Here is a 20,844-nt window from a genome sequence, read left to right as displayed (position 1 = left end):
GCTGGAGTGAAATTAGCCGCCACAGAGCTGCCGATTTCTGTGACTTGCGCGGCGGATTCATAGCTGTTGCCTTGATAGTCAGAGACAAATTTCCTACCCGCCTGCCGGGTTCGACAAGGCCACCGGTGTAGATGCTGCCGCTGCTGACGGCGGAGAGATTGTTGCTGGCGCGTAGGGTACCAACGTTGATCAGGTCGCCGCCGGTGATCAGGAAGACAAAAATAAAAGCCAAGTTTTTAAAGAGCTACTTCAGACTAGTTTTATAAACTTTAAAAACAGAAATATGTACTGTATCTGTTTTTCACCGAAACGGTTCCACGAGCAAATAGATCTTTCCCCTTTGACCTCCTGATGAAAACGCGTCGACCAGCAAGGGCCGAGATCAGGAGGAATGATCCACTCGAAAAGTGATTAAGTAAGTTTCTTCGAAAATTTCTTCGGGACAGGTTTATTTAGCTCAGGCCTTTTAAATAAATCCGCCCTCTTTTTTCCGCCGTATTTTTTCCTTTCCCCATGTAAAAATTAGATTTTCTACAAATTAGCGACGCCAGAACGGTAACTCGTCAGAAGCAAGAGATTCATACAAGTCTTCGGAACGGCTCACATCAAAAATGTAGTCAGGCGCGTCGGTGAAGCCAATTCTTAAAGGGACGTACTCGTTAAATTCTTTATAGAAAACATCTGAACATTCGATAGCCTCAAGAATAACTTCGAAGAAGCGAGAAAAAACGTCGGCCAGAGTATTACCGTTCAAAAGCAAGCGAGTATTTTCCTTATCTAGCCCAAAAGCGCTTATATCAAAATTACCTGCAGGAATTTTATCAAACTCAGACATTACGCTTTTTAAACTCACCTTTAACTCAGCCAATTCGTTTTTTTTTAAAGAGCGGCAATAAAGCTTCTCTGTAACCAAGGGGTATTTACTTCCTTTTTTACCATCCTCAAGGAAAAAAACAACTGACTTAAAAAAACAGTCAACGTCAGAGACTGAGCCTAAGACAGATATTGTCATTGCGGCAAGAACACCTACATTTTTTTTCATTCTGCTTTAAACCTAATGGATGAGGGAGATATTGCTCCATTTGACTTATCAACTATTCCACGGACGATTTGCGCACGTTGCATAGGCGTAACAGCTTGCCCTCGAATATCGATGACGACTTGCTGCTGCATTCCTTGGGGTAAATTCTCAGCTCGCTGAAGAGCTTGTTTGGAAACATTACTAATTAACCCGTTTTGATTTTTTGCAATATTGTAGTTCTTCACTTCAACGCTGCATACGTTACCTACACACCAATCTGGACGAACACTACCCGAAGTGCCGTAAGGGACTTCTTGTCCGTTTTTATAACTGATTTGTGGTCGAGCTCCAGTTCCAAGATCAACGCCGACATCATTCTCAGACTTTTGGGGTGAGGGACGAACAGGTGTCCCCGTAGAAGCAAGACCATCTACTTTTCCGGTAGCGCTACCAAAATCCGCAGCGCTATCAACAGAAATCGGCCCCCGATTGCCGCTTGCAGACAGCTCGTCGCTATATACACCCTTCGAAGTGGCCCCTGGTGCAGAGGCAGAGCCTTTTGATGCAACGGCTTCGCCTGCCCCATTTGCACCAAAATACCCCTCCGGCAACCAACACGGCCCCGTATTGTGCACCCACGTCTTCAAATCCCCAACGTAGAACGTGTGCCCCACATCCACCGTCAGGTTGAAGGTCTGGCCCACCGGCAAGTAAAGCTCCAGCGACTCCACTTCAGACGACGTGTTGTCCGTGTCGCCATCGGCCAGGGATTGCAGCAGATCTCCCGGTTTAAGATCGATAACCGGTATGAAGTCGCGCTTGGCCGGTACGTAGAACGGGTGACCCGGTGTAACCAGCAGGGTCTCGCCTTCGGCTTTACCGTCTGCGCGAACACTTTTCAGCTTAAGGCGGTAAATCGGTTGGTCGGAGCGCTGATGGGTGGCCAGAATTTTAGCGGCGAAGGGTTTGCCGCCTTTTTCGGGTTTGCTCCAGACCACGTCGCCGACTTTGAGCGACTCGATGGTGCGGTCGCCGTTGGGGGTCGAGACTTTGGTGCCTGCCGCGAAGCAGCAAGGCTCTTTGTAGTTCGTGAGGATGACGTCGTTGCGTCTGGTCGCGAACAGGTCATCGGCCCTGGCGTAGCCGCCCACATCACCGGTGTAGGCGGTCTGCTCGTATTTCCCAAGCGAGGTTGTCGGCGCTGTCGCATTGGCGCCTGTGCGCTCGAACCGCACTGCCGAGTCAAGGCTGTTGGGGCTCAGGCCATAGTTGGGCACGTCATCCGCGACGCGTGCGATGCCGCTGCTGCCAAGCGCTTCCTGCCGGCCGACGCTGGTCAAACCGGCGACCGACTCGCTTCGCGCTATGAGTGCACCGTCAGCTCTTACGAGGGTAGAGGCCTCGCCTGCCTTTCCAAGCATCCCGAGTTTTGCCCAAGCCCCTGCTGGAGTGAAATTAGCCGCTACAGAGCTGCCGATTTCTGTGACTTGCGCGGCGGATTCATAGCTGTTGCCTTGATAGTCAGAGACAAATTTCCTACCCGCCTGCCGGGTGGATGCTTGATCAATTGCATCGTTCGAAGGGTCGAGTATTGGGCCCAGGATGGCGTCGGTGGCCACCAGCGGACGATTTTCTGATAGCTCCAGCCCCACCTTGACAATGCCCAACACCCCTCCCCACAGAGCGCGACCTGCCCCTGCGGCTCCACCCTTGGCCAGCTCGACGTAGTCAGTCGGTTTGCCACTGTAGTCCAGATTAGTCTTGTAAAAATCTACCGTCCCTTGGGATTTGTACCGTTTAGGGTCACCCAGGTAATCGATGTTTCTATCGCTGTCTTGGTAGGCAGACGGGCGCGTGTCCTTGAAGTCAATAATTAACGCCGCCGTCTCATTGCCACTGTATCCACGCCGGCTTCCGTCTGCGGACGCATCGGTTCGGGCGTAGTTATTCGCAATTGGGGCCAGAGCCACACCTAAGTGCTGCAAGGTTGCTGTATCGATCTTGCTTGCATCTTCAGCCGGGATTGATTTGCTCCAACGATCATCGGTGTAGTAAACCAGCGCAACCGCCATGCGCCGCTCAGCCTCTTCCTGAGTGATCTTTAGGTCCGCCGCCATTTTTGGCGCTTGTTCTTTGATCAGGTCTGCGGCTCGTGGGTGCAGTTGCTCGTTGTAACGTTCAACATTCCCCGCCACCCAAGCGGCATCATTCGGGTCACCGTTAACCAGAGACGCGGCCGCAATACCGATGAGTTGCGCGGTGGCGACTTTGAATTGATCATCTTTTGCGAAACGCTCATCCAGGTACTTACCGAGGTTCTCGTTCGCAATCGCTGTCAAGCCTTGAGCCGCACCGGCGGCAATGGCGCCGGTCTTGAAGTCACCCCCTCGAGCGGCTACAAGCGTGCCACCCAACATCGCATGCAGAAAGACCTTCTCTGCCGAACCTGGGCTCAAGTCCATGTAGTCCGCGAAGTCGCCAAGGCCCTTGTCACCGGCGGAGACAACCATGTCGAAACCTTGCGACACCAAGGCGGAGCCCAGATTGTCTTTCAAGCTGCCGCCGTTGATGGCGGTAGAGATGCCACTTCCGATGACGGCATGGGTGCCGCCGCGCAGTACCGCATCCTGCGCTTTCTGCCAACTGAGCCATTCATTGGAATAGCCCGGGTTCTGCACCGGCCCCGCCGTAGTGACTTTGGCACCCGCACCGTCGGCCGGGCTAGCGCCCTTGAACCAAGTACTGTCTGCGTAGTTCAACGCCCCGGTTGCCAGCCCCGCGATGGCGGCGTTCTTGAGGCTGCTGCTGCTGAAGGTGTCCTTGAGCGCAAGGCCGATGTTGCCTTTGTTGTTGATCGTGCTCACAGCACCGGTACTGGCCAGCGAGGTCAGTGCGGCGGTGGCCATCATGTTACCGAGCCCCGCACTTGTGGCTGCAACCGCCGCCGACGTACTGGTCGCTGCAACGGCTGCGGTGCCGGCGGCCATGGCAGTCCCTGAGCCCGCTGTCGCGCCTGCTGCCCAGCCAGCCATCGCACTCGCACCGCCTGCCGTCAGCACGGTCACGATAATAATGATCGCCAGCATTACACCCTGGCCCATGCCCGAATTGCTGTATTTGAACGAGTCGTGCAGCTCTTTAACCTGCCGCCAATCTACATCCCCGCGCTTTTCGGCCTCTTTGATCCAAGCCAATTGCGGGTCGGCCTTGACCATCGCGTCGATGGTCTGGCTGACGGTTTGCTGGTCGACTTGCTTGATGTCGATTTTCAAGCCGTTGACGGCCTGGATGACGGTTTGACCCTGTGCTACCAGCTCACTCTGACGCAAGGTTTCATCGGTCTTGCCTTTGCCCTTCATCGAGAACCAAGCCATGTTGCTCTTGCTCTTGGTATGGCTCTCGTCGTGATAGTCCTTCACGCCTTCGAAGGTGATGGCCCCGCCGCTTTTCAAAATCAGGTCGTTGCCGCTATTGAGCTTGGCGACCTGGTAACGCTGGTCGCCGTTGCTGACCAGCGTCAGGTTGCCGGCGGTTTTGATTTCGGTGCCGACGTTGGTGGTCTGGGTGACTTCGTCACGCTTGGCTTTTTTCGCCCCCCAGCCTCCGTTCTCCTTCATGTCATACAAGGTATGCGTGCTGTTCTGCGCCGCCAGCAAATTCAACTTATCCCCGCTATACAGATAAGCCTCATTCCCCGCACTGATCCTGCTCGCCACAATCGTGGTGTCACGCCCGGCCTGGCTGGTGAAATTCCCACCCGCCGTCAGCACGCTCGCCACTTGGGTGGTCTGCTCGTCCGCTGTCTTGATGCGTTTCTTGCCGTGCTTTTCCTTGCCCTCGACGTTGTGCACATCGCTGACCGACGACACGTTGAAGTCACGTCCGGCGTCGACGTTGAAGTCTTTGCCGGCGGTGGCAGTGCTGCCGATGATGTTGACGTCTTGCCCGGCCTTCATGTTCAGGTTGCCGCCCGCGGTGACGGTGGCGGCGAGGTTTTTGACGTCGGTGGTGATGGTGGATTTTTCGCCGCGTTCACGGGTTTCGTGCTTGACGCTGGTGTCGCTGGCGGCGATGAGGTTGAGGTCGCGCCCGGCGGTGAGGTTGGCGTCGTTGCCGGCGGTGAGGGTGCCGCGGCTGGTCATGTCACGCCCGGCGTCCATCGCGAGGTTTTCGCGCGCAACGATGGTGCCGGCGCTGGTGTCGGTGAGGGTGCGCATGCCGGCGCCGTCGCGCACCTGGATGGCGGTGTTGTCGTTGGTGATGTCACCTCGGACTGCGGCCATGCTCACTTGCTTGCCGCGAATTTCACCGGCCATGGCGTTGCGGATGCTGTCTTGGGCCAGCAACGTCAGGTTGTTGCCGGCTTCGATCAGGCCGCCGTTGTAGAGGCTGCCGGCGGCAGTGGCAGAGAGGTTGTTGCTGGCGCGCAGGGTGCCGACGTTGATCAGGTCGCCGCCGGTGAACAGGTTGAGGTCGCGGCCCTGGATCAGGCTGTTGCCGCGCACGTTGCGCGACTCGGCCTGGGCCAGGTAGAGCACCGGCACGAGGACGGTCTGGCCGTCGACCACGCGGTTTTCCATCCACACAATGTCGTGGGTCAGGGCGCCGACTTGCTGGCTGGTGAGGGTTACGCCGAGGCTCAGGCGCAGGGCGTCTTTGCTGGCGAGGGCGTTGTCCATCAGGTAGCGGAACTGGTCGGCGTCGCTGGTCAGGCCGCCGGCGAGGAAGCGTTGGCCGGTTTGGGCGAGCACGGCGTCGCGGATCAGGCGGGTTTCGTATTGGCCATCGCCGAGGCGGCGCCAGGCGTTATCGCTGGTGAAGCCGAGTTTGCCGAGCATGTAGTCGGAGCTGAAGAAGCCCGTGAGGGAGGCGAACTCGGGGTTGGTCTCGATCAGGTAGTGGCTGGTCGGGTCAGGATTTTTAACGAACAGGCCGTACTCGCCCTTGGGCAGCTGGAAGTTGGGCGCGGTGGTGGGGTCGACCGGGGCGAAGGCGGTGCCGGTGTAGTCCACGGGCACGAAGCCGCCGCCAGGTGCAACGCCGGCCACAGGCAATACGCTGCCGGGCGCCTGGGCGCTCGGGTCGTTGGCGTGTTTGCTCAGATTGATGTTGATGCCACCGACGGGGATGCCGGTCTGGTCATCGCCAAGGGTGCCGGTCAACTGGGCCAGGGTGTTGTTATGCAGCGTGCCGTTTTGCAGGGTGCGGGTGACGTTGAGGTTGACGGTGCCACCGGCTTGCATCGTGGCGTTGTAGCCGGGGCCGCTGTTATCGGTCCAGGTGGTGACGTCGCTTGAGTGGGCGAAAGGCCAGATATTGGGTGAGCGGTTTTTCAGTTCTTCGAAGCGCGCCTTATCGAAATGCCCAGCCGCCGTGGCCGCATTGAAAGCGGGAACGTCGACATATTGCATGCGTTCAAACAAATCATCAGAAACGTGACCTGGCGTGGCGACGACAAGCTTACGCTGCCCTGTGCGCGTCGCGGCACCCTGGTTCAGCAGGTCACCGGCGGTAATACTCAGGTCGCCATTGGCAGCCATCAGGCTGTAGCGGTTCTGTACATTGTCGCCTTGCAGCAGCATGTTTTTGCCCGCTACCAGGCGCGCCGCTACCGAATCCTTGGTCGCCGCCTCAAGGTACGTCTCGTAGATGGTGATGTCGCCACGTTCCCAGTTGTCTTTCTCACCGCAGTGCTGGTAACAGATCCAACTCAAGCTGCCGGTGGTCAGCGTCTGCCCGAGTTCGAACTCATCCTTGGCGTTTTCGATAAAGCCTGCATTGATGCCGATCGAGCCTTCGCTTTCCACGGTGCCGGAGCGGTTGCTGAACAGCACAGCACGCCCGCCATCGCGTGCAGCAAAACTCAAATTGCCCTTGCTGTAGACATCGCCATACAGGTTGCTGAAACCATTACCGCGCAAGGTCATGTCGCCGCCGCTGAACAGCAGCGAATCGGCGGCGTTGGTGATGCCATTCACGGCGGTGAGGTTCACCGCGCCCTGGGCGCCCAAGGCGCCACGGTTATTGATCTGCGCCGCCGCGATATCCAGCTGCTGACGCGCGGTGAGGAAACCGAGGCTGTCGAGGGTGCCGGTCAGGCTCAGACGGGTGTTGGTACCCGCCAGGCGGCCGCCGTTCTGGCTGAGGTTATTGGCTGTCACAGTGAGTGTTTGCAGGGCCGATACGCGGCCGCTGTTGGTCATGTCGCCGGTGGTGATGCTCAGGTCACCGTCGCTGAGCAGTTCGCCACCGTTGTCCAGGCTGGCCACGTCGAGGATCAAGCCCTTGCCGCTGGCCATGCGGTCGCCGACCTTGAGGCTCAGGCCCTGGGCGCTTTTGTAGGTGAGGACTTCGTTGAGTTGCACACGGCCCAGGCCATCGACTTTGCCGAAGGCCCAGTCGGCGGTGCCCATGCCGTTGATGGTGCCCTGGCTGCCGGTGAGGCTGGCGGTATTGATGCGGAACAGGCCACTGCCGGCGTGCTGCAACAGGCCGGCCTGGTTGTTCAGGCTGGCGGCGTCGAGGCTGAAGCCTTGGCTGCCGAATTCGAGAATGCCGTTCTGGTTATTGACGGCGCCGCTGAGGTTGAGGCTGCTGGTGACGCCGTTCAAGGCGCGCAGTTGACCACTCGCGCTGTTGTCGAGGTTGCCGCCGCTGACGGTCAGGCCCTGGTTGGCCTCGATCAGGCCGCCACGGTTGGTCAGGGTGTCGCGTGAGGTGAGGGTGAGCAGGTTGCCGCTGATCTGGCCGCCCGCGCTGTTGTCGAGGGTGGCGCCGCTGACGGTGACTTGTTCTTTGCCGAACAGTTTGCCGCCACGGTTGGCCAGGGTTTCGACCGTCAGTTGCAGATTGCCGATCAGGCTTGCCATCAGGCCGTCGCTGCCGTTGTCGACCTTGTCGGCGGTGACGGTCAGGGTATCGCCTTGCACGGTGCCGCCCTGGTTATCGAGGCTGCCGGTGGTCAACTGGGTGACGGCGCCGCCGCTGAGGATCAGGCCCTTGCGGTTGCTCAGGTCCTGGCCGCTGTAGCTCAAGCCCCCGGTGCCGGCCAGCAGTTGGCCGCCGTCGTTGTTGTTCAGGTGCTGGGCGGCGATATCCAGGCGTATGCCGCGCAGGGTGCCGCCGGCGTTGTTGAGGGTGGTGAGGGCCTTGACCAGGACGCTTCGCTCGCCGGCATCGACCACGCCGCCAACGTTGGTCAGCAGGTCGCTGACGTTGAGGGTGACGTCGCCGCCATCGCTGACCAACGCGCCCTTGGCACTGTTGTTGAAGCTCTGCGCCGTCACGTCGACCGTTTGGCCAAGCAGGATGCCGGCGCTGTTGTCGAGGCGCTCACCGCGCAGTTGCAGCAGGCCTTCGCTCTGGATGCGGCCTTGGGCATTGAGCAACTGGCCCGGGCCCTTGAGCAGCAGGCTCACGCCCTGGATGCCGCCGGCCAACAGGCCGGCATTACGGTTGTCGAGACCGGAAGCGCGCACGTCGAGCTGGTCGCCCACTACGCGCCCGGCGCGGTTGTCGATATCGCCGCCAGCGACGTCGAGCAACAGTTGTTTGCCGACGATCACGCCGCTCTGGTTATCCAGGCTCGCGGCATGCAGTTCGATATTGCCCTGCCCGGCCTGCAAACGGCCCTGTGCGTTATTGAGCTGTTGCGCGGTCACGAGGGTGAGCTTGCCGGTGTCGGCGCTCAGCACACCGCCTGCGTTGCTGCTGAGGCTGCCGGCGTTGAGGTTCAGGTCGGTGCTGGCCTGGGCAAACCCTTGGCTGTTGTTGAAGGCGTTGGTGACATTGAGGGTGAGCGCGCCGGCGTCGGCCTGGATCAGGCCCTTGAGGCTGTTATCCAGCGAGGCGGCGTTCACCGTGGTAGCGCCGGCGACCACTACGCCGTTCTGGTTGTTGAGACTGCCCGCGTTCACGGTCAGGGTGTTGGCGATGATTTGCCCGCCGCTGTTGTTCAGGTCGGCACTGGTGAGCACCAGGCTGCCGCCGGCCATTTCTATGCGGCCTTGGCGGTTATCCAGCAAGGCGCTGTTGAGGCTTGCGGCCTGGCCGTCACCAAAACGAATCAGGCCGCCGAGGTTGACGATGGCCGGCGAATTGATCGCCAGGCTCTGTTCGCCGAACAGGCGTGCGGTAGCGCCCTGGTTGGTCAGTTTGGCGCTGCTGATGTCGACGGTTTTGGCCTGGATGATCGCACCCTGGTTGGTCAGCGCTTGCGCGGCGGTGATCGCCAGTGCGCGGCTGGCCAGCAGGTTGCCGCTGGTGGTGACGGTTTGCGCGTTCACCACCAGGTCACCGGTGGTATTGCGGGTGTTGTCGGGGGCGACGCCGGCTTCGATGATGCCGGAGTTGTTGACCGTGGCCGCATTGATGTCGATGCGTTGGCCGGCGGCCACACTCTTCTGGTTGACCAGCGCCTGGGCACTGGTGACCTGGACGTTGCCGGCGGCGTAGACCTTGTCCGTGAGGTCGACGTTCTGCGCGGTGACCCGGATGTTGCCGGCGGTGGCCGCCGTCTGCGCCATGCTCAGGCGCCCATTGGCGTCCAGCTGGATATCGCCGCCACTGGCCGCGAGCGTGCCGTCGAGCTTCACGCCCACACCGGCTTCGGTGCCGACCAGTTTGATCGCGCCGGCATACATGCCGCCCAGGGCGCTGGAGTCGATGGCCAGCTCAGGTTTGGCACTGCCGTCGTCGGCGCGTGCGGTGGCGCTCAGGGTTTGTGCATCCACGTCATTGCGACCGGCAATCACGGTGAGCTGGCGTGCGTTGATCTGCGCGTTGATCTTGGCCGAGCGGGTGATGATTTCGAAACGGTCGACGTCGCTGGCGTTGAGGCCCTGGCCGTCGATGGTCACGGCGCCGCCATCGACCTGGTAGCTCTTGAGTTGGCCGGCCGCGTCGAGCACCGGTTTGCCGGTGGTGAGGGTGACGTTGGGGGTGTTGATAAAGCCGCAACCGCTGCAGGTGATGCCGTACGGGTTGGCGACAATGACCTTGGCCGACTGCCCCGCCACTTCGGTGTAACCGCGTAACTGGCTGGGGTTGGCGCCGGTGACTTCGTTGAGGATGACGTTCGCGGCGCCGCCCTTGAGGTTCGGGTTGCCGACGATGTAGCCGCCAAGCTGGGTGTTGGTCACGGCGCCGTTGGCGTTGTTGAGGATCACGCCGTTGGGGCCGACGTTGTAGTCCGAGAACTGGTTATGGGACACGCCCGCGCCGTTGGGCGTGGCGATGTTCACCACGGGTACGCCATTGCCCGCCGCGCCCACGGTGGTGCCCGGCGCGCTGACCACGATGCCTTCGGCCTGGGCCAGCAGCGGCTGCCAGAACAGCGCGTTGGCCAGGATCAACGCCAGGCCGCGCTTGGGCAGGCCGAGGAACGAATCCCGACGCTTCAACACAGCGGAAGGTTGGCGGACCAGGAAGGCAAATTGGCGAACATCCATTTTCAGATTCTCGTTACGGCGCAGCGTTGAATTACAGGAAGAAATCCATGCGGAAGTAGATCGGCGCTTCGCGCTCGGTCAACACGCTGGGTCTTTCTAACGAATGGGCAAAGGTCACGCTGGTGCTGACATGTTTGCCCCGGGCGAACAGTTCCAGGGAGTTGCTGGACACTCGGCCATGGACGTTGTCGTTGTAGCGATCGTTGCTGATCACACCCTGGTCGTAGCCGACGCTGGCGCCGTATTCGGCGAACGCCGGGCGCATCCAGTCGAGGGTCACCGGGCGCGCCCAGCGCACTTCGTTGCGCCAGTAGCCGCCGCTGTCGCCGGTCAGTTGCTGGTCCTTGAACCCACGCACCGAGGCCGAGCCACCCAGGCTCATGCGCTGTGGGCTGAACAGGACGTCTTCACTGCGTTGGCCGGTCGCCAGGCTGCTGAAGCTGAACGACTCGCCCCACAGGCTGAATGGCTGCAGGTAGCTGACCGTGGCGGTGTACTTGCGGTAGCGCGAATTGGGCTGCCGACGACCCAGCGAGTCACGCTCGTCCTGGGATTGGGCGTCGAGCAAGCCGATGCCGTTTTGCATGCCCAGGTCAAGGTTGACGAAGGCATTGCCGATGCGTCGCCCGTGGTTGATGCCCAGTTGCAGTTCGCTGAGGCGGTTGCTGCTGGGCTCGGTGCGTACGTCGAGCACGTAGTTGTTGGTGCGCAGGTGCGACAGGCCGACGTTGACCGAGGTCTTGCTGACGTCGTCGCGGTGGATGACCCGCTCGGCGCGCAGCTGGTGGTTCTCGTTGTCGCCATTGAGCTTGAATTTGGAGCTGTCGGTCTGGCCGTACGTGCGGTAATCGCTTTCGTTGTAGGTGTAGCTGAAGTTCCACCAGCCCCACGGCACGTTGTAATACAGCATGCTGTTTTGCGAGGTTTTCTGGTGGTCGCTGACAGCGTCGTGGCCGCCGCGCAGCATCAGTTGGTCGCCCAGCCCCAGCGGGCTGTCCCATTCCAGGCCCGCGCCCCACTGCTGTTCGCCGGTGCTTTTCTGGCCGTCGTTGTTGCGCGACAGGCTGGCGCGCCAGGGTTTTTGCGGCACGTTCTTGACCACGACTTCACTGCCGCCGATCTGGGTGCCGGGCATCAGTTCCATTTGCGCCTGCTTGGAGGGCAGGCGGTTGAGCTGGTCCACCAGTTGCTCGATTTCGCGCAGGTTGAGCGCCTCGCCGACCTTGCCGGGAAAGGCCATGGCCAGTTCGCGGTCGGTCACGCTGCTGCCCTCGGCGCTTTTCAACGCTTCGAGCTTGCCTTCGACCACCAGCACCTGCAGGTGACCGCTGGACAGGTCCTGTTGCGGCAGGTAGGCGCGGCTGGTGACGCGGCCCTTGGCGATGTAGTGGTCGGTGATGACCTTGAGCAGTTCATTGAGCTGCGCCACGCCCAGGCACTGGCCGACATAGGGTTTGAGCAGGCGCGCGCGGTCGGTGGCGGACAGGCTGTCGGCGCCCTTGAGTTCGATGTCCTGGATGGGGAAGCAGCGGGTGTCTGCCGGCGTGGCCGGGGCCTCGGGCTTGGCCGCTTTGCCGGGCAGATCCTTAAGTTCCTGCAGGCGCCGCTGCTGCTCTTCGAGCAGGCGGTTCTGGCGGTCGCGGATCAGGTCCTGATCCCCGGGCGTGGGGGCAGCCATGGCACTGTTTGCGCCCATGTAAGCGAGCAGCAACGTGCAGAGCAAATACCGAGTCCGTGGCAATAAAAAAGACATATTCGGTCCGTCGAAAATCAAGGGCCGCGAAACTAACATTGAACTTGCGCCAACCCAAGAAGCCGGGCTAGTTGCACATTCGTACTTGTTATTCACGCAACCTATTGATTATTAACAACAAATAATTATCAAAAAGACGGGCAGCCTGATACTCGACGTATTATTCCGACAGGCGGCAACTCTTTTGATAGCGATTCGTCGGAGAACTTGGAATAGCCATTATTTAGCCATCAAGTTGCTTCCGAGATAGGTTAGTACCGGGAAAGGCAGAAAAGTTCGCGGCGCTTTTGTGAATTGGGTCCCACTTGTCGACATTCATCTTGAAGGGTGAGTGGAGAACCAAAATGTGAGAGGAGGCTTGCTCCCGATAGTGGTGGGTCAGTAGATATCTACGTGACTGATTCACCGCTATCGGGAGCAAGTCGAATCGTCGCACCGCCCCTCCCACATTGGATTGGGTACAACCTTAGCTGACGTCTTTTTTATCAGGCACCAGGCTCAACCCTGGCTTTTCCACATCACGGGAGACATGGGCTTTGACTTGCGACACGCCGCCGTCTTCGTCGTTATGGATTACCAACACCCCCGGCCGGCGCAGTTGCTCCAGGTCGCCTTCAGCCAGCCTGAAACTCTCGTTCAGGTTCTGGTCGCTGAGGGCCTTGGCCTCGGCGCGCCGTTGGGCGAATTTGCGCCCCTTGCGTTGCTGGTAGCGCGCCCAGGTCACCAGGATCACCGCGTTGAACAGCGCAATCCACAAGTAGATCTGCAAGGTGTTGAGCGCCGCGAAGATCGGCGCCTCGATGCGCGGGCCACCGTGGGTCTCCAGCATCGAAGTGATCCCACGCGCCAGCAGCCAGATCAATCCGGCCCAGGCCATCAGGGTCAACAGCACATCGATGATCCACATCAGCGTACTTTGGCGAGTTCTGACCAGTTTCATGATCACGCCTCCTCTTCAACGGGTTTGATACCGCGATCCGGGCTGACCCAGCGCGCGCGCTTCTGATGCTGGTTGAACAACACCTTCGGAAAGCTGACCAGGGTGGTAAACAGGCTCACCAGCCAGAACACCATGGGGTACCACACGGTCCAGAACAGGGTTTTCCACAGGTCTTTTTCGTAGCGACGGTCGATCATGATGCTCACTGCAAACTGCACCAGGCACACCATGGCCAGCACCAACCCGGTAAAGGCCGGCGGCATCAGGGAGTCCACGGCAATCGCCGGCGGCAGCACCACGAATTTGCCCACGCCCCAGAAGATCACCGACAGCATGAAGGTGAAGGCCCAACCGGTGGACAGGCAGTATTCGAACAACAGCGGCCACAGGTAGCGGTGACGCCATTGCCAGATGCCGCGGATGTTCTTGAACAGCACTTCGGCGCCACCCTGGGCCCAGCGCAGGCGCTGCTTCCACAGGCCGCCGACGGTTTCGGGCATCAGGATCCAGCACAGCGCGCGCGGCTCGTAGAAGATGCTCCAGTGGTCCAGCTGCAGCTTCCAACTGACATCGATGTCCTCGGTGATCATGTCGGTGCTCCAGTAATCGATGCGGTCCAGCGCCTTTTTACGGAACGCCACCACCACACCGGATACCGTGAAAATCCGCCCGAACACGCGCTGCGTCCGCTTGATCAAGCCGATGATCGAGGAGAACTCGCCCACCTGCACGCGGCCGATCAGGGTCGAACGTGTGCGGATGCGGGGGTTGCCGGTCACGGCGCCCAGGCGTGGGTTGTCGAGCATCGGCGCGACCAGGTAGGCCGCCGCGTTCTTGTCGAGCAACGCATCGCCGTCGATGCACACCAGGTATTCACTGCGCGCGGCCACGGCGCCCATGCGCAGGGCCACGGCCTTGCCCTGGTTCTGCGCCAGGTGCAGCACGCGCAGGCGGGGGTGCTCCAGCGCCAGGGCATCGAGTGCCGCGGCGGTGTTGTCCTTGGAGCCGTCGTTGACCGCGATCACTTCGATGTTCGGGTACACCTGGCCCAAGGCGGCCGCGATGGTGTCGGCCACGTTATCCCCTTCGTTGTAGCAAGGGATGATGATCGAGATCAGCGGGTTGCCGGCCAGCGTCGGCGCCGGGGTGTCTTCCGCCCAGGGCCAGTGGCGCTCCCAGTGCAGCCAGAAGTACAGGCCGCCGGCGATCCACAACGCCGACATGAACAGCGGATAGAAAAACACGAAGTCCATCAGGAACTGCCCGGTGACCAGGAAGATCAGGCCCAGGGGCACACCCAATACCAATGCCAACACGAATAAAGCCAGGATTCTGTCAAACATGGTCAAGGGTTCCATTGGTTGGAAAGGGCCGGACGCACAGTCTTCAGGTCCGGAGAGTTTTCCAGGAAGTTGTCCGGGTAATAGCCGAAGCTGGTGACGCCCTGGCGCTTGAGTACGCCCATCCATTCGGCCAATTGTTCAGCGCTGATGTCAGGCGCGGCTTTGGTGCGCCAGTCCTTGGCTTGCAGTTCAAACACTGTGCGTTCGAGCGCGCCCCGTGCCTTGACCGTGGCCACCAGTTTTTCCAGCCAGGCATTGGAGGTTTTTACCTCCTGGCCTTCCATCAACGGCATGGCCATCGGCGCGGTCCAGTCGTAGGCCTGGAGGAAGTCATCGAGGTTCTGCGCGAACCAGGTTTCGCTCTGCGGATTGAGCATCGGCTCGGCAAAGATATTGCGTGCGGTCAGCACCTGCGGGCCGCGGATGGCGCGGACCTTGGCGGTCAACTCGTGGGTGAAGTCGATCAGGTAGCGGCTCTTGAAACGCGTCCAGCGTTGCATCACCGCCGGGTCCGCGCGCAGCGCCGCAATGGTGTCGGGCAAACCATTGGCGGCATAGGTTTTCAGCGCGGCGGGGCTGGCGTCCTCGAAATCGTTGAACACCGCATCATCGTGGTAAAGGATGCCGTCGATGGGCCCTACGCGTGCCAGGTCTTCATAGATCTCGCCGATGATCTGCCGCACCTTGGGATCAAACGGCGACAGGCGCTGGTACTGGTCGGGGTCCAGGCCGATGGCGCCGGTCTTGGGGTCCCACCGCGTCACGCGGGCCAGCTTGGGGTCGAGGGCAAAGCTGAGCACCGGCATCCAGGCGTATACGCTGGCATGGGCGCGGGTGCGCAGTTGCCAGGCGACGCGGTTGAACAGGTCGGCCCGCATCGGCAGGTGGCGGTTGGGGAAGTACAGGGAATGCACCAGGCCGTCGCCCTTGGGGTCGGCGAAGGCTTGCAGGAACACCGTACCGGCGCCCATGTCCACCACCCGCTGCACCAACTGGTCGAGGTTGCGCGCCTGTTGAGCCGCGTCGGGGTCATAGACGTTATCCAGGTCGACATGCAACACCCGCAACGGCGCTTTGGCCTGCACGGCGACAATGCTGTTGGCGAAGTGCTCGCCATCCGGGTCGGAGGCGACCAGAAAGCGCGGGCTGCTCATCAGGTTGCCGAGGTCGTCGAGGCCGTCTTCAAGGGTCAGGGCCATTTCGTAACCCTGCGCTCCGACCACCGCCAGCGAGGTGCCGTCGGCCGCGCCGTACGGCCACACCCATACCCGAGGCGCCTTGCCGGTGACAGCCCGGATTTTGTCGGAGATCGCGACCACGTCAGTGCGCATGCGCGCCTGGAACTGCGCTTCGCTTTCGTAGCGTTGGGTCGCCGGATCAAACCGCCGGGTCGTCGCCGCCGGCTCCAGGTTGCCCTGGGGGTTGGCCAGGATGCCTTTGTGATTGGCATCGGTGTGCGCGGCGATTTCCACCAGGCCCGACTGCGACACTTCGCGTATCTGCTGCCAGGTCAGGAAGTCACCGCGTGGACGTGGTGTACCGGCAAAATCTACGGGTTGGTTGAGCGGCGTATCGATCCAACTGCCCACCGGCGCCAGCAGGGCCGGCCAGCGGTAGGCGCGCAGGATCGGCATCACACGGGTGTAGAAGCTCGAATAGCCGTCGTCAAAGCTGAGCATGACGGCTTTGGGCGGCAGCGCGGGGCCGCCACGGCGCGCGGCCAGGATCTGGTCAACGCTGACGGCCTGGTAGCCGTTCTCGCGCAGCCAGGCCAGCTGTTCGATCAAACGTTCGGTGCGCACCGCCACCACGGCCTGGTCGGGGTCGCGGTCCGACACGTCGTGGTAGGCAATGCCCAGGAAATGGTTCTTCGGCCACACCTGTTCGTTGGCCGGTGTCGGCCGCTCGGCGGGTGGAGTGAAAGGGGCGGGTTGCTGGGCGCAGGCACTGGCCAGCAATACACCCAGAACCAACAAGCAACGGCTGAGGAAGGTCATGGTCAGGCTCTTTTAGAAACGGTAAGTGAGGTCGACGAGCAGGCGCAGATCGCGTTCGCGATCGCCATCGTAAGGTCGGCTGATCAGGCTCAGGTTCGCGCCGACGTCCAGCACGTCGTTCCAGCGAAAGCGTTGGCCGTAACCCACCAGAGCCATGCCGCCCGTGGAGTAATCCTTTTGACTGTAGGTACCCGCGCCGAGCTGGAACTGTTGGCTCCACTGGGTCTCGTAGCGGTGGTAGAGCACATGATTGACGGTGACGGTGGGCAACACGGTCAGGTCAGACTTGGGGTTGAAGTACACCGTGTCTTCCTTGCTGTTGCGGCTGGCACCGACTTCAAGGCCCAGGTCGACTTGTACCTTTGGCGAGCTGTAAATGCCTTGACGGCCGGTGAGCAACGCTTCGAACCGGTCGTTGCCGTCGCTGAAGTGGGATGGGCTGAGGGTCAGCTTCCACTCGCGGCTTTCGTTGGCGCGCCAACGGATGAAACCGCTGCCGCCGTTGGCGGTGACGTCGGCATTCAATGCGCGCAACGGCGTGGTGCTGAGCAGGTAGCCGAGGCTGCCGCCGTATTGCCAGTTGTCGTTGATGTCGCGGGCAATCGACACGCTGGCGCCTTGTTTGGAACCATGGCCATAGGAATGGTTGGACACTTCGGCTTCCAGGGTCATGTCGCGTGTGCGCCGTTCCACACCCACGCGCTGCCAGCGGTGCTGGCCGGTGCCTTCGGAGAAGTCGGCGGTGGCATAACCGGCACCGGCGAACAGGCGCCAGTCTTCATCGATGGGCGGCGTGTAGATCACGCTTTCGATGCCCCAGTCACGGCTGCCGGCAACCGCACCGGCATCGTTGTCACTGCCGCCGCCGTAGCTTTTACCGGTATAGGCCTCGACGCGCAGTTCGGCCATGTCGTGCACATCGCGCAGACGCTTGAGACGCTGCACCTGGCGGCTGTCCGGGTTGCGGGCGACCACATCGTCGGTCAGTACATCCATTTGCCGCCACTCTTGCAGGTCCATGGCGGTGTACGCCTGGCTGATCTCCAGAGCGATGTCGCGCGGCACCTGGGATTCGGTTTCTTTCAGCACGCCCTCGGCGCGCCGTGGCAGGTCGCGGGCGCGGTACATGTCGGCCTGGGCCAGGCGCAGGCTGACGTTACCCGGGGCCTTGGCCACCAGCGCTTCCAGGCTGGCTTCGCTGCCCGGCAGGTCGCCGCCGGAAACGCCGGCCTGGGCCGACAGTTGTTGCGCGTCCATCCACGCATCGTTGGGGTTGCCGATAGGCAGGCCCTTGAGTTCGACGCGAGGGTTCTGGCTGTTGGCGAGGCCCTTGGCGACCTCATTGGCCTCCTCGCCTTTATCGCTTTCCTGCAAGGCGTAGAACAGCGCGGTGGTGTCTTCGACCCGATCATCCGGTTCGGCGTCGGCGGCGCTCAGGGCCTGGCGATACAACGGCTCGGCTTTTTCCGGCTGGCGTTGGTCGAGGTACGAGGCGGCCACCCAGCGCACGGCGTAAGTCGGCAATTGCACGCCTTCACCCTTTAGAACTTCGTACTCGCGGATCACGTCGGCGGTACGCGCGCGGGCCTTGAGCGCGCCCAGGCGGTCGATGCGCCAGCGCACCACGTCATCCTGGGCAGTGGCGTCGGGGGTCCAGCGGGCGAGCAGCGTGTCGTAGTCCTGGAGCGCTCGATCAGCGATAACGTAGCGTTCCTGTTCGCTGCGCGTGGCGAATTCGGCCATGCGCACACGTTCAGCGGCGAGGTCACCTTCCAGGCGGCGCTGGGTGACCGGGTCGAGCAGGCCGGGCTGCTTGGCCGACAGGCGCAATGCCGCTTCCGGCAGACGGGCCTTTTGCAGGGCGATGATGTATTCGCGAGCGACCTCGGGCTTGTCGCCGGCGCGGATAAACGCCTGGTCGAATTCAAACAGCGCATCGTAGTTCAAACCGGCGCGGGTCAGTGCGTAGCCCAGGGCCATGCGCCGGTTGGGGTCGTCCGGCTTGGCGGCCACCAGCGCGCGAGTACGTTGCACCGCCTCGGTGGCCTTGCCGCCGTCGGCCTGGGTCAGGGCCAGGCCCAGCTGCAGGTCGGTGTTGTTCGGTTCGCGCAGCAGTGCCTGGCGATACACCGCTTCGGCCTCGGCCCACTGCTTCTGGTTGCGATAGGTACGCGCCACGGTGGCGAGCGCCTGGGTGCTGAGGTTGCGATTTTTACCCTGGGCCTCGTACACCTTCAGCACTTCAGCGTCCTGGCCGGCCCAACCGGCGATCACCAGGTGATCGCTGATCTGGCCTGGCGTCTGGCGTTCGGCCGACAGCTGGCGCAATTGGGTAAGCGCGGGCGTGAAGTTGCCGTTGCGCGCCTGAATGATCAGGGCGTCGTAGGCCGGGTCGGCCATGGCGAAGGTGGGTATCAGCAGTTGGCTGCATAAAGCGGCCCCGACGAGCAGTCGCAACCGGCCTGATGCACTGAGTGGTAGGTTTCGCAACATATCGTGAGCTTCCTTACACACGGAAAGCTGTAACGATAGGTGATCCTGAGCGAAGCGCTCAGGGTGCCGGCGTCTAATGACCCGGCCTAGCTTTCCTGTGCGAACTATCTCTCAGGAAAGTAAGAAGAAATTCAAATCAGAACAATTGTTCAGAATTGGCTGACCGCTTTTTTGCGCTACGCAAAAACAAATGTGGGAGGGGCGGCTTGCCCCCTCCCACATTTTGACTGCATTTCAAGCAGCCTCACTCAGAGGCCGGATGTTGAGGCGTTACTGCCCGCCGCTCATCGCACCGACTTTGCCCATGACAAAGCCAATGAACTGCTCAACGGTCATCTTCTGGCCGTTGAAGGTCACTTCATTGTTGGCGTAGTGCAGCTTGGACACCACATCGCTGCCCACCAGGGTCGCCAGCTGAGTGCCAACCGCCATGCCGCTGACCATTTCGGCAGCCATCTGGGACTGCTGCTCGATGGCTTTAGGGTCGGTCACGCCACCCAACTGCGCCTGCAGGGCGGATACGTCGGCGATCATCGGCTTGGACAGGCTCAGGTTGGCGTCGAGCAGCGACACCATTTGCTTGCCCAGTTCAACCGGCGGCAGCTCCATGGAGGCCGGCTTGGCCAAGTCCACCAGCAGGTTGAATTTGCTTTCGCCGTGGGTGGTTTTCAGCGACAGGTTTTCCAGGGCCAGGTGCGGCTTGGCGGCCAGTACCTGGTTGACGTTGGCTTCGGCCAGGGCTTGCTCGGCGTCGGTCAGTTGCAGCTCCGGTGCCGGTTCGCCCGCGGCGGCGGCGGCTTGCACCGGCTGCATCTTGTCCTGGTACAGCTTGGTCAGCACCAGCATCGCCGGAATGTCGATGTTCTTCATGCTCAAGGCCATGGCGGCCGAACCCACAGGTTTGCCCTGGTAACCGATCTCGTCGATTTTGTAGTCGACGCGGCCGGCCAGGTTGTTGTCCTTGGTTTCGCTGGAGTCTTTCTGTTCGAAGCCTTTGAAGCTCAGCACGGCTTTCTGCGGGCCGAAGGTGAACTTGCTGTCGCTCAGCTCAATGGTGTTCTGCCCGGTGTAAAAACCGAAGGTGGATTTTTCCAGGTTGCTGGCGATGGTCAGGCCCGCCAATTCGGCCTCGAAGGCTTCGCCATTGGCATCCACGGCGGCGACCTTGAGGCTGTTCATGAAGCCATCGGCCTTGACCTTCTGGCCTTCGGCGGTGCCGTCGAAGTTCATGTTGGCGCCGGAAAAGCTCACCGACGACTTGTCATCCTTGAACTCCAGCGGCAGCAACTCGATGTTGCCGCTGACCGAACGGGTATAGCCGATGTTGGCCACGCCCTTGAGCGGCGACACGTCCTTGGCGGCGGCGAACCACTTCTCGGTGGTGGGGTTCTTTTCCAGCGCATAGTGACTGGTAGCCATGACCGGCAGCCATTTGAGCGTGACCAGGCGCGAGACCGGCAGCGGGCCGTGCTCGATATGGTCGACGAAAAGCAATTCGGGGTTGGGGTTTTCCGCGCCGAACACCGAGCCCTGGCCCTTCAGGCGGTAGTGAGCGGTGCTGCTGAACACGCCACGGTCCAGGGAAACCAGTTCCAGGCTCAGCGTGCCATCGACCCCGGCCATGGAAGTCTGCAGTTCCTTGTTGGCGTTCTGGATCGCGGTTTGCAGCACCGGCTCCAGTTGTTTACCGGTGTACCAGGCGCCGCCTGCACTGACGACGCCAACGGCGACCACAAAACCCAAAAGAACGACTGCTGGCTTATTCATGAAGTGACCTGATCAAATCCTGTGAGGAGTGGGCTGTCTTCCTTGAACCCCGGATGAGGTTGGCTCAAGCCCGCCGAAAAG

General features: G+C 61.0%; 8 protein-coding genes. All 8 read right to left on the bottom strand.

What is annotated here, in order from left to right; translation table 11 throughout:
* Window positions 1–538: 538 nt before the first annotated feature.
* The 8 genes from PSH66_RS00845 to PSH66_RS00810 all read right to left on the bottom strand — a co-directional run bounded on the left by PSH66_RS00845 (window position 539) and on the right by PSH66_RS00810 (window position 20,763).
* On the bottom strand, window positions 539–1,042 hold the full coding sequence (locus PSH66_RS00845; protein WP_305428190.1) for an Imm70 family immunity protein: 504 nt from the start codon (window positions 1,040–1,042) through the stop codon (window positions 539–541).
* A complete protein-coding gene (locus PSH66_RS00840; RefSeq protein WP_305428189.1) occupies window positions 1,039–10,470 on the bottom strand; it encodes a DUF637 domain-containing protein in 9,432 nt (3,143 codons plus the stop codon). The genes PSH66_RS00845 and PSH66_RS00840 overlap by 4 nt, the downstream gene beginning before the upstream one ends.
* 31 nt (window positions 10,471–10,501) lie before the next feature.
* Window positions 10,502–12,223: a ShlB/FhaC/HecB family hemolysin secretion/activation protein gene (locus PSH66_RS00835; RefSeq protein WP_305428188.1), complete on the bottom strand. Its 1,722-nt coding sequence runs from the start codon at window positions 12,221–12,223 to the stop codon at window positions 10,502–10,504.
* Window positions 12,224–12,689: 466 nt separating this feature from the next.
* On the bottom strand, window positions 12,690–13,163 hold the full coding sequence (gene pgaD, locus PSH66_RS00830; protein ID WP_003170895.1) for a poly-beta-1,6-N-acetyl-D-glucosamine biosynthesis protein PgaD: 474 nt from the start codon (window positions 13,161–13,163) through the stop codon (window positions 12,690–12,692).
* A 2-nt stretch (window positions 13,164–13,165) separates the two neighbouring features.
* Window positions 13,166–14,506, bottom strand: coding sequence for a poly-beta-1,6-N-acetyl-D-glucosamine synthase (gene pgaC, locus PSH66_RS00825; protein WP_003170894.1), 1,341 nt, complete (start codon window positions 14,504–14,506; stop codon window positions 13,166–13,168).
* Between the two features lie 2 nt (window positions 14,507–14,508).
* Window positions 14,509–16,503: a poly-beta-1,6-N-acetyl-D-glucosamine N-deacetylase PgaB gene (gene pgaB, locus PSH66_RS00820; protein ID WP_003170893.1), complete on the bottom strand. Its 1,995-nt coding sequence runs from the start codon at window positions 16,501–16,503 to the stop codon at window positions 14,509–14,511.
* Between the two features lie 12 nt (window positions 16,504–16,515).
* Window positions 16,516–18,996, bottom strand: coding sequence for a poly-beta-1,6 N-acetyl-D-glucosamine export porin PgaA (gene pgaA, locus PSH66_RS00815; RefSeq protein WP_305428187.1), 2,481 nt, complete (start codon window positions 18,994–18,996; stop codon window positions 16,516–16,518).
* Between the two features lie 270 nt (window positions 18,997–19,266).
* Window positions 19,267–20,763 carry a YdgA family protein gene (locus PSH66_RS00810; protein ID WP_141064909.1) on the bottom strand — a complete coding sequence of 499 codons (1,497 nt, stop codon included), beginning with the start codon at window positions 20,761–20,763 and terminating at the stop codon, window positions 19,267–19,269.
* Window positions 20,764–20,844 lie beyond the last annotated feature (81 nt).

Source organism: Pseudomonas sp. FP597 (assembly GCF_030687435.1).
In the GTDB taxonomy this organism is placed as follows: Bacteria; Pseudomonadota; Gammaproteobacteria; order Pseudomonadales; family Pseudomonadaceae; genus Aquipseudomonas; species Aquipseudomonas lactucae.
The sequence above is the reverse complement of the archived record's forward strand: the minus strand, read 5'-3'. Positions and strand labels throughout refer to the sequence as shown.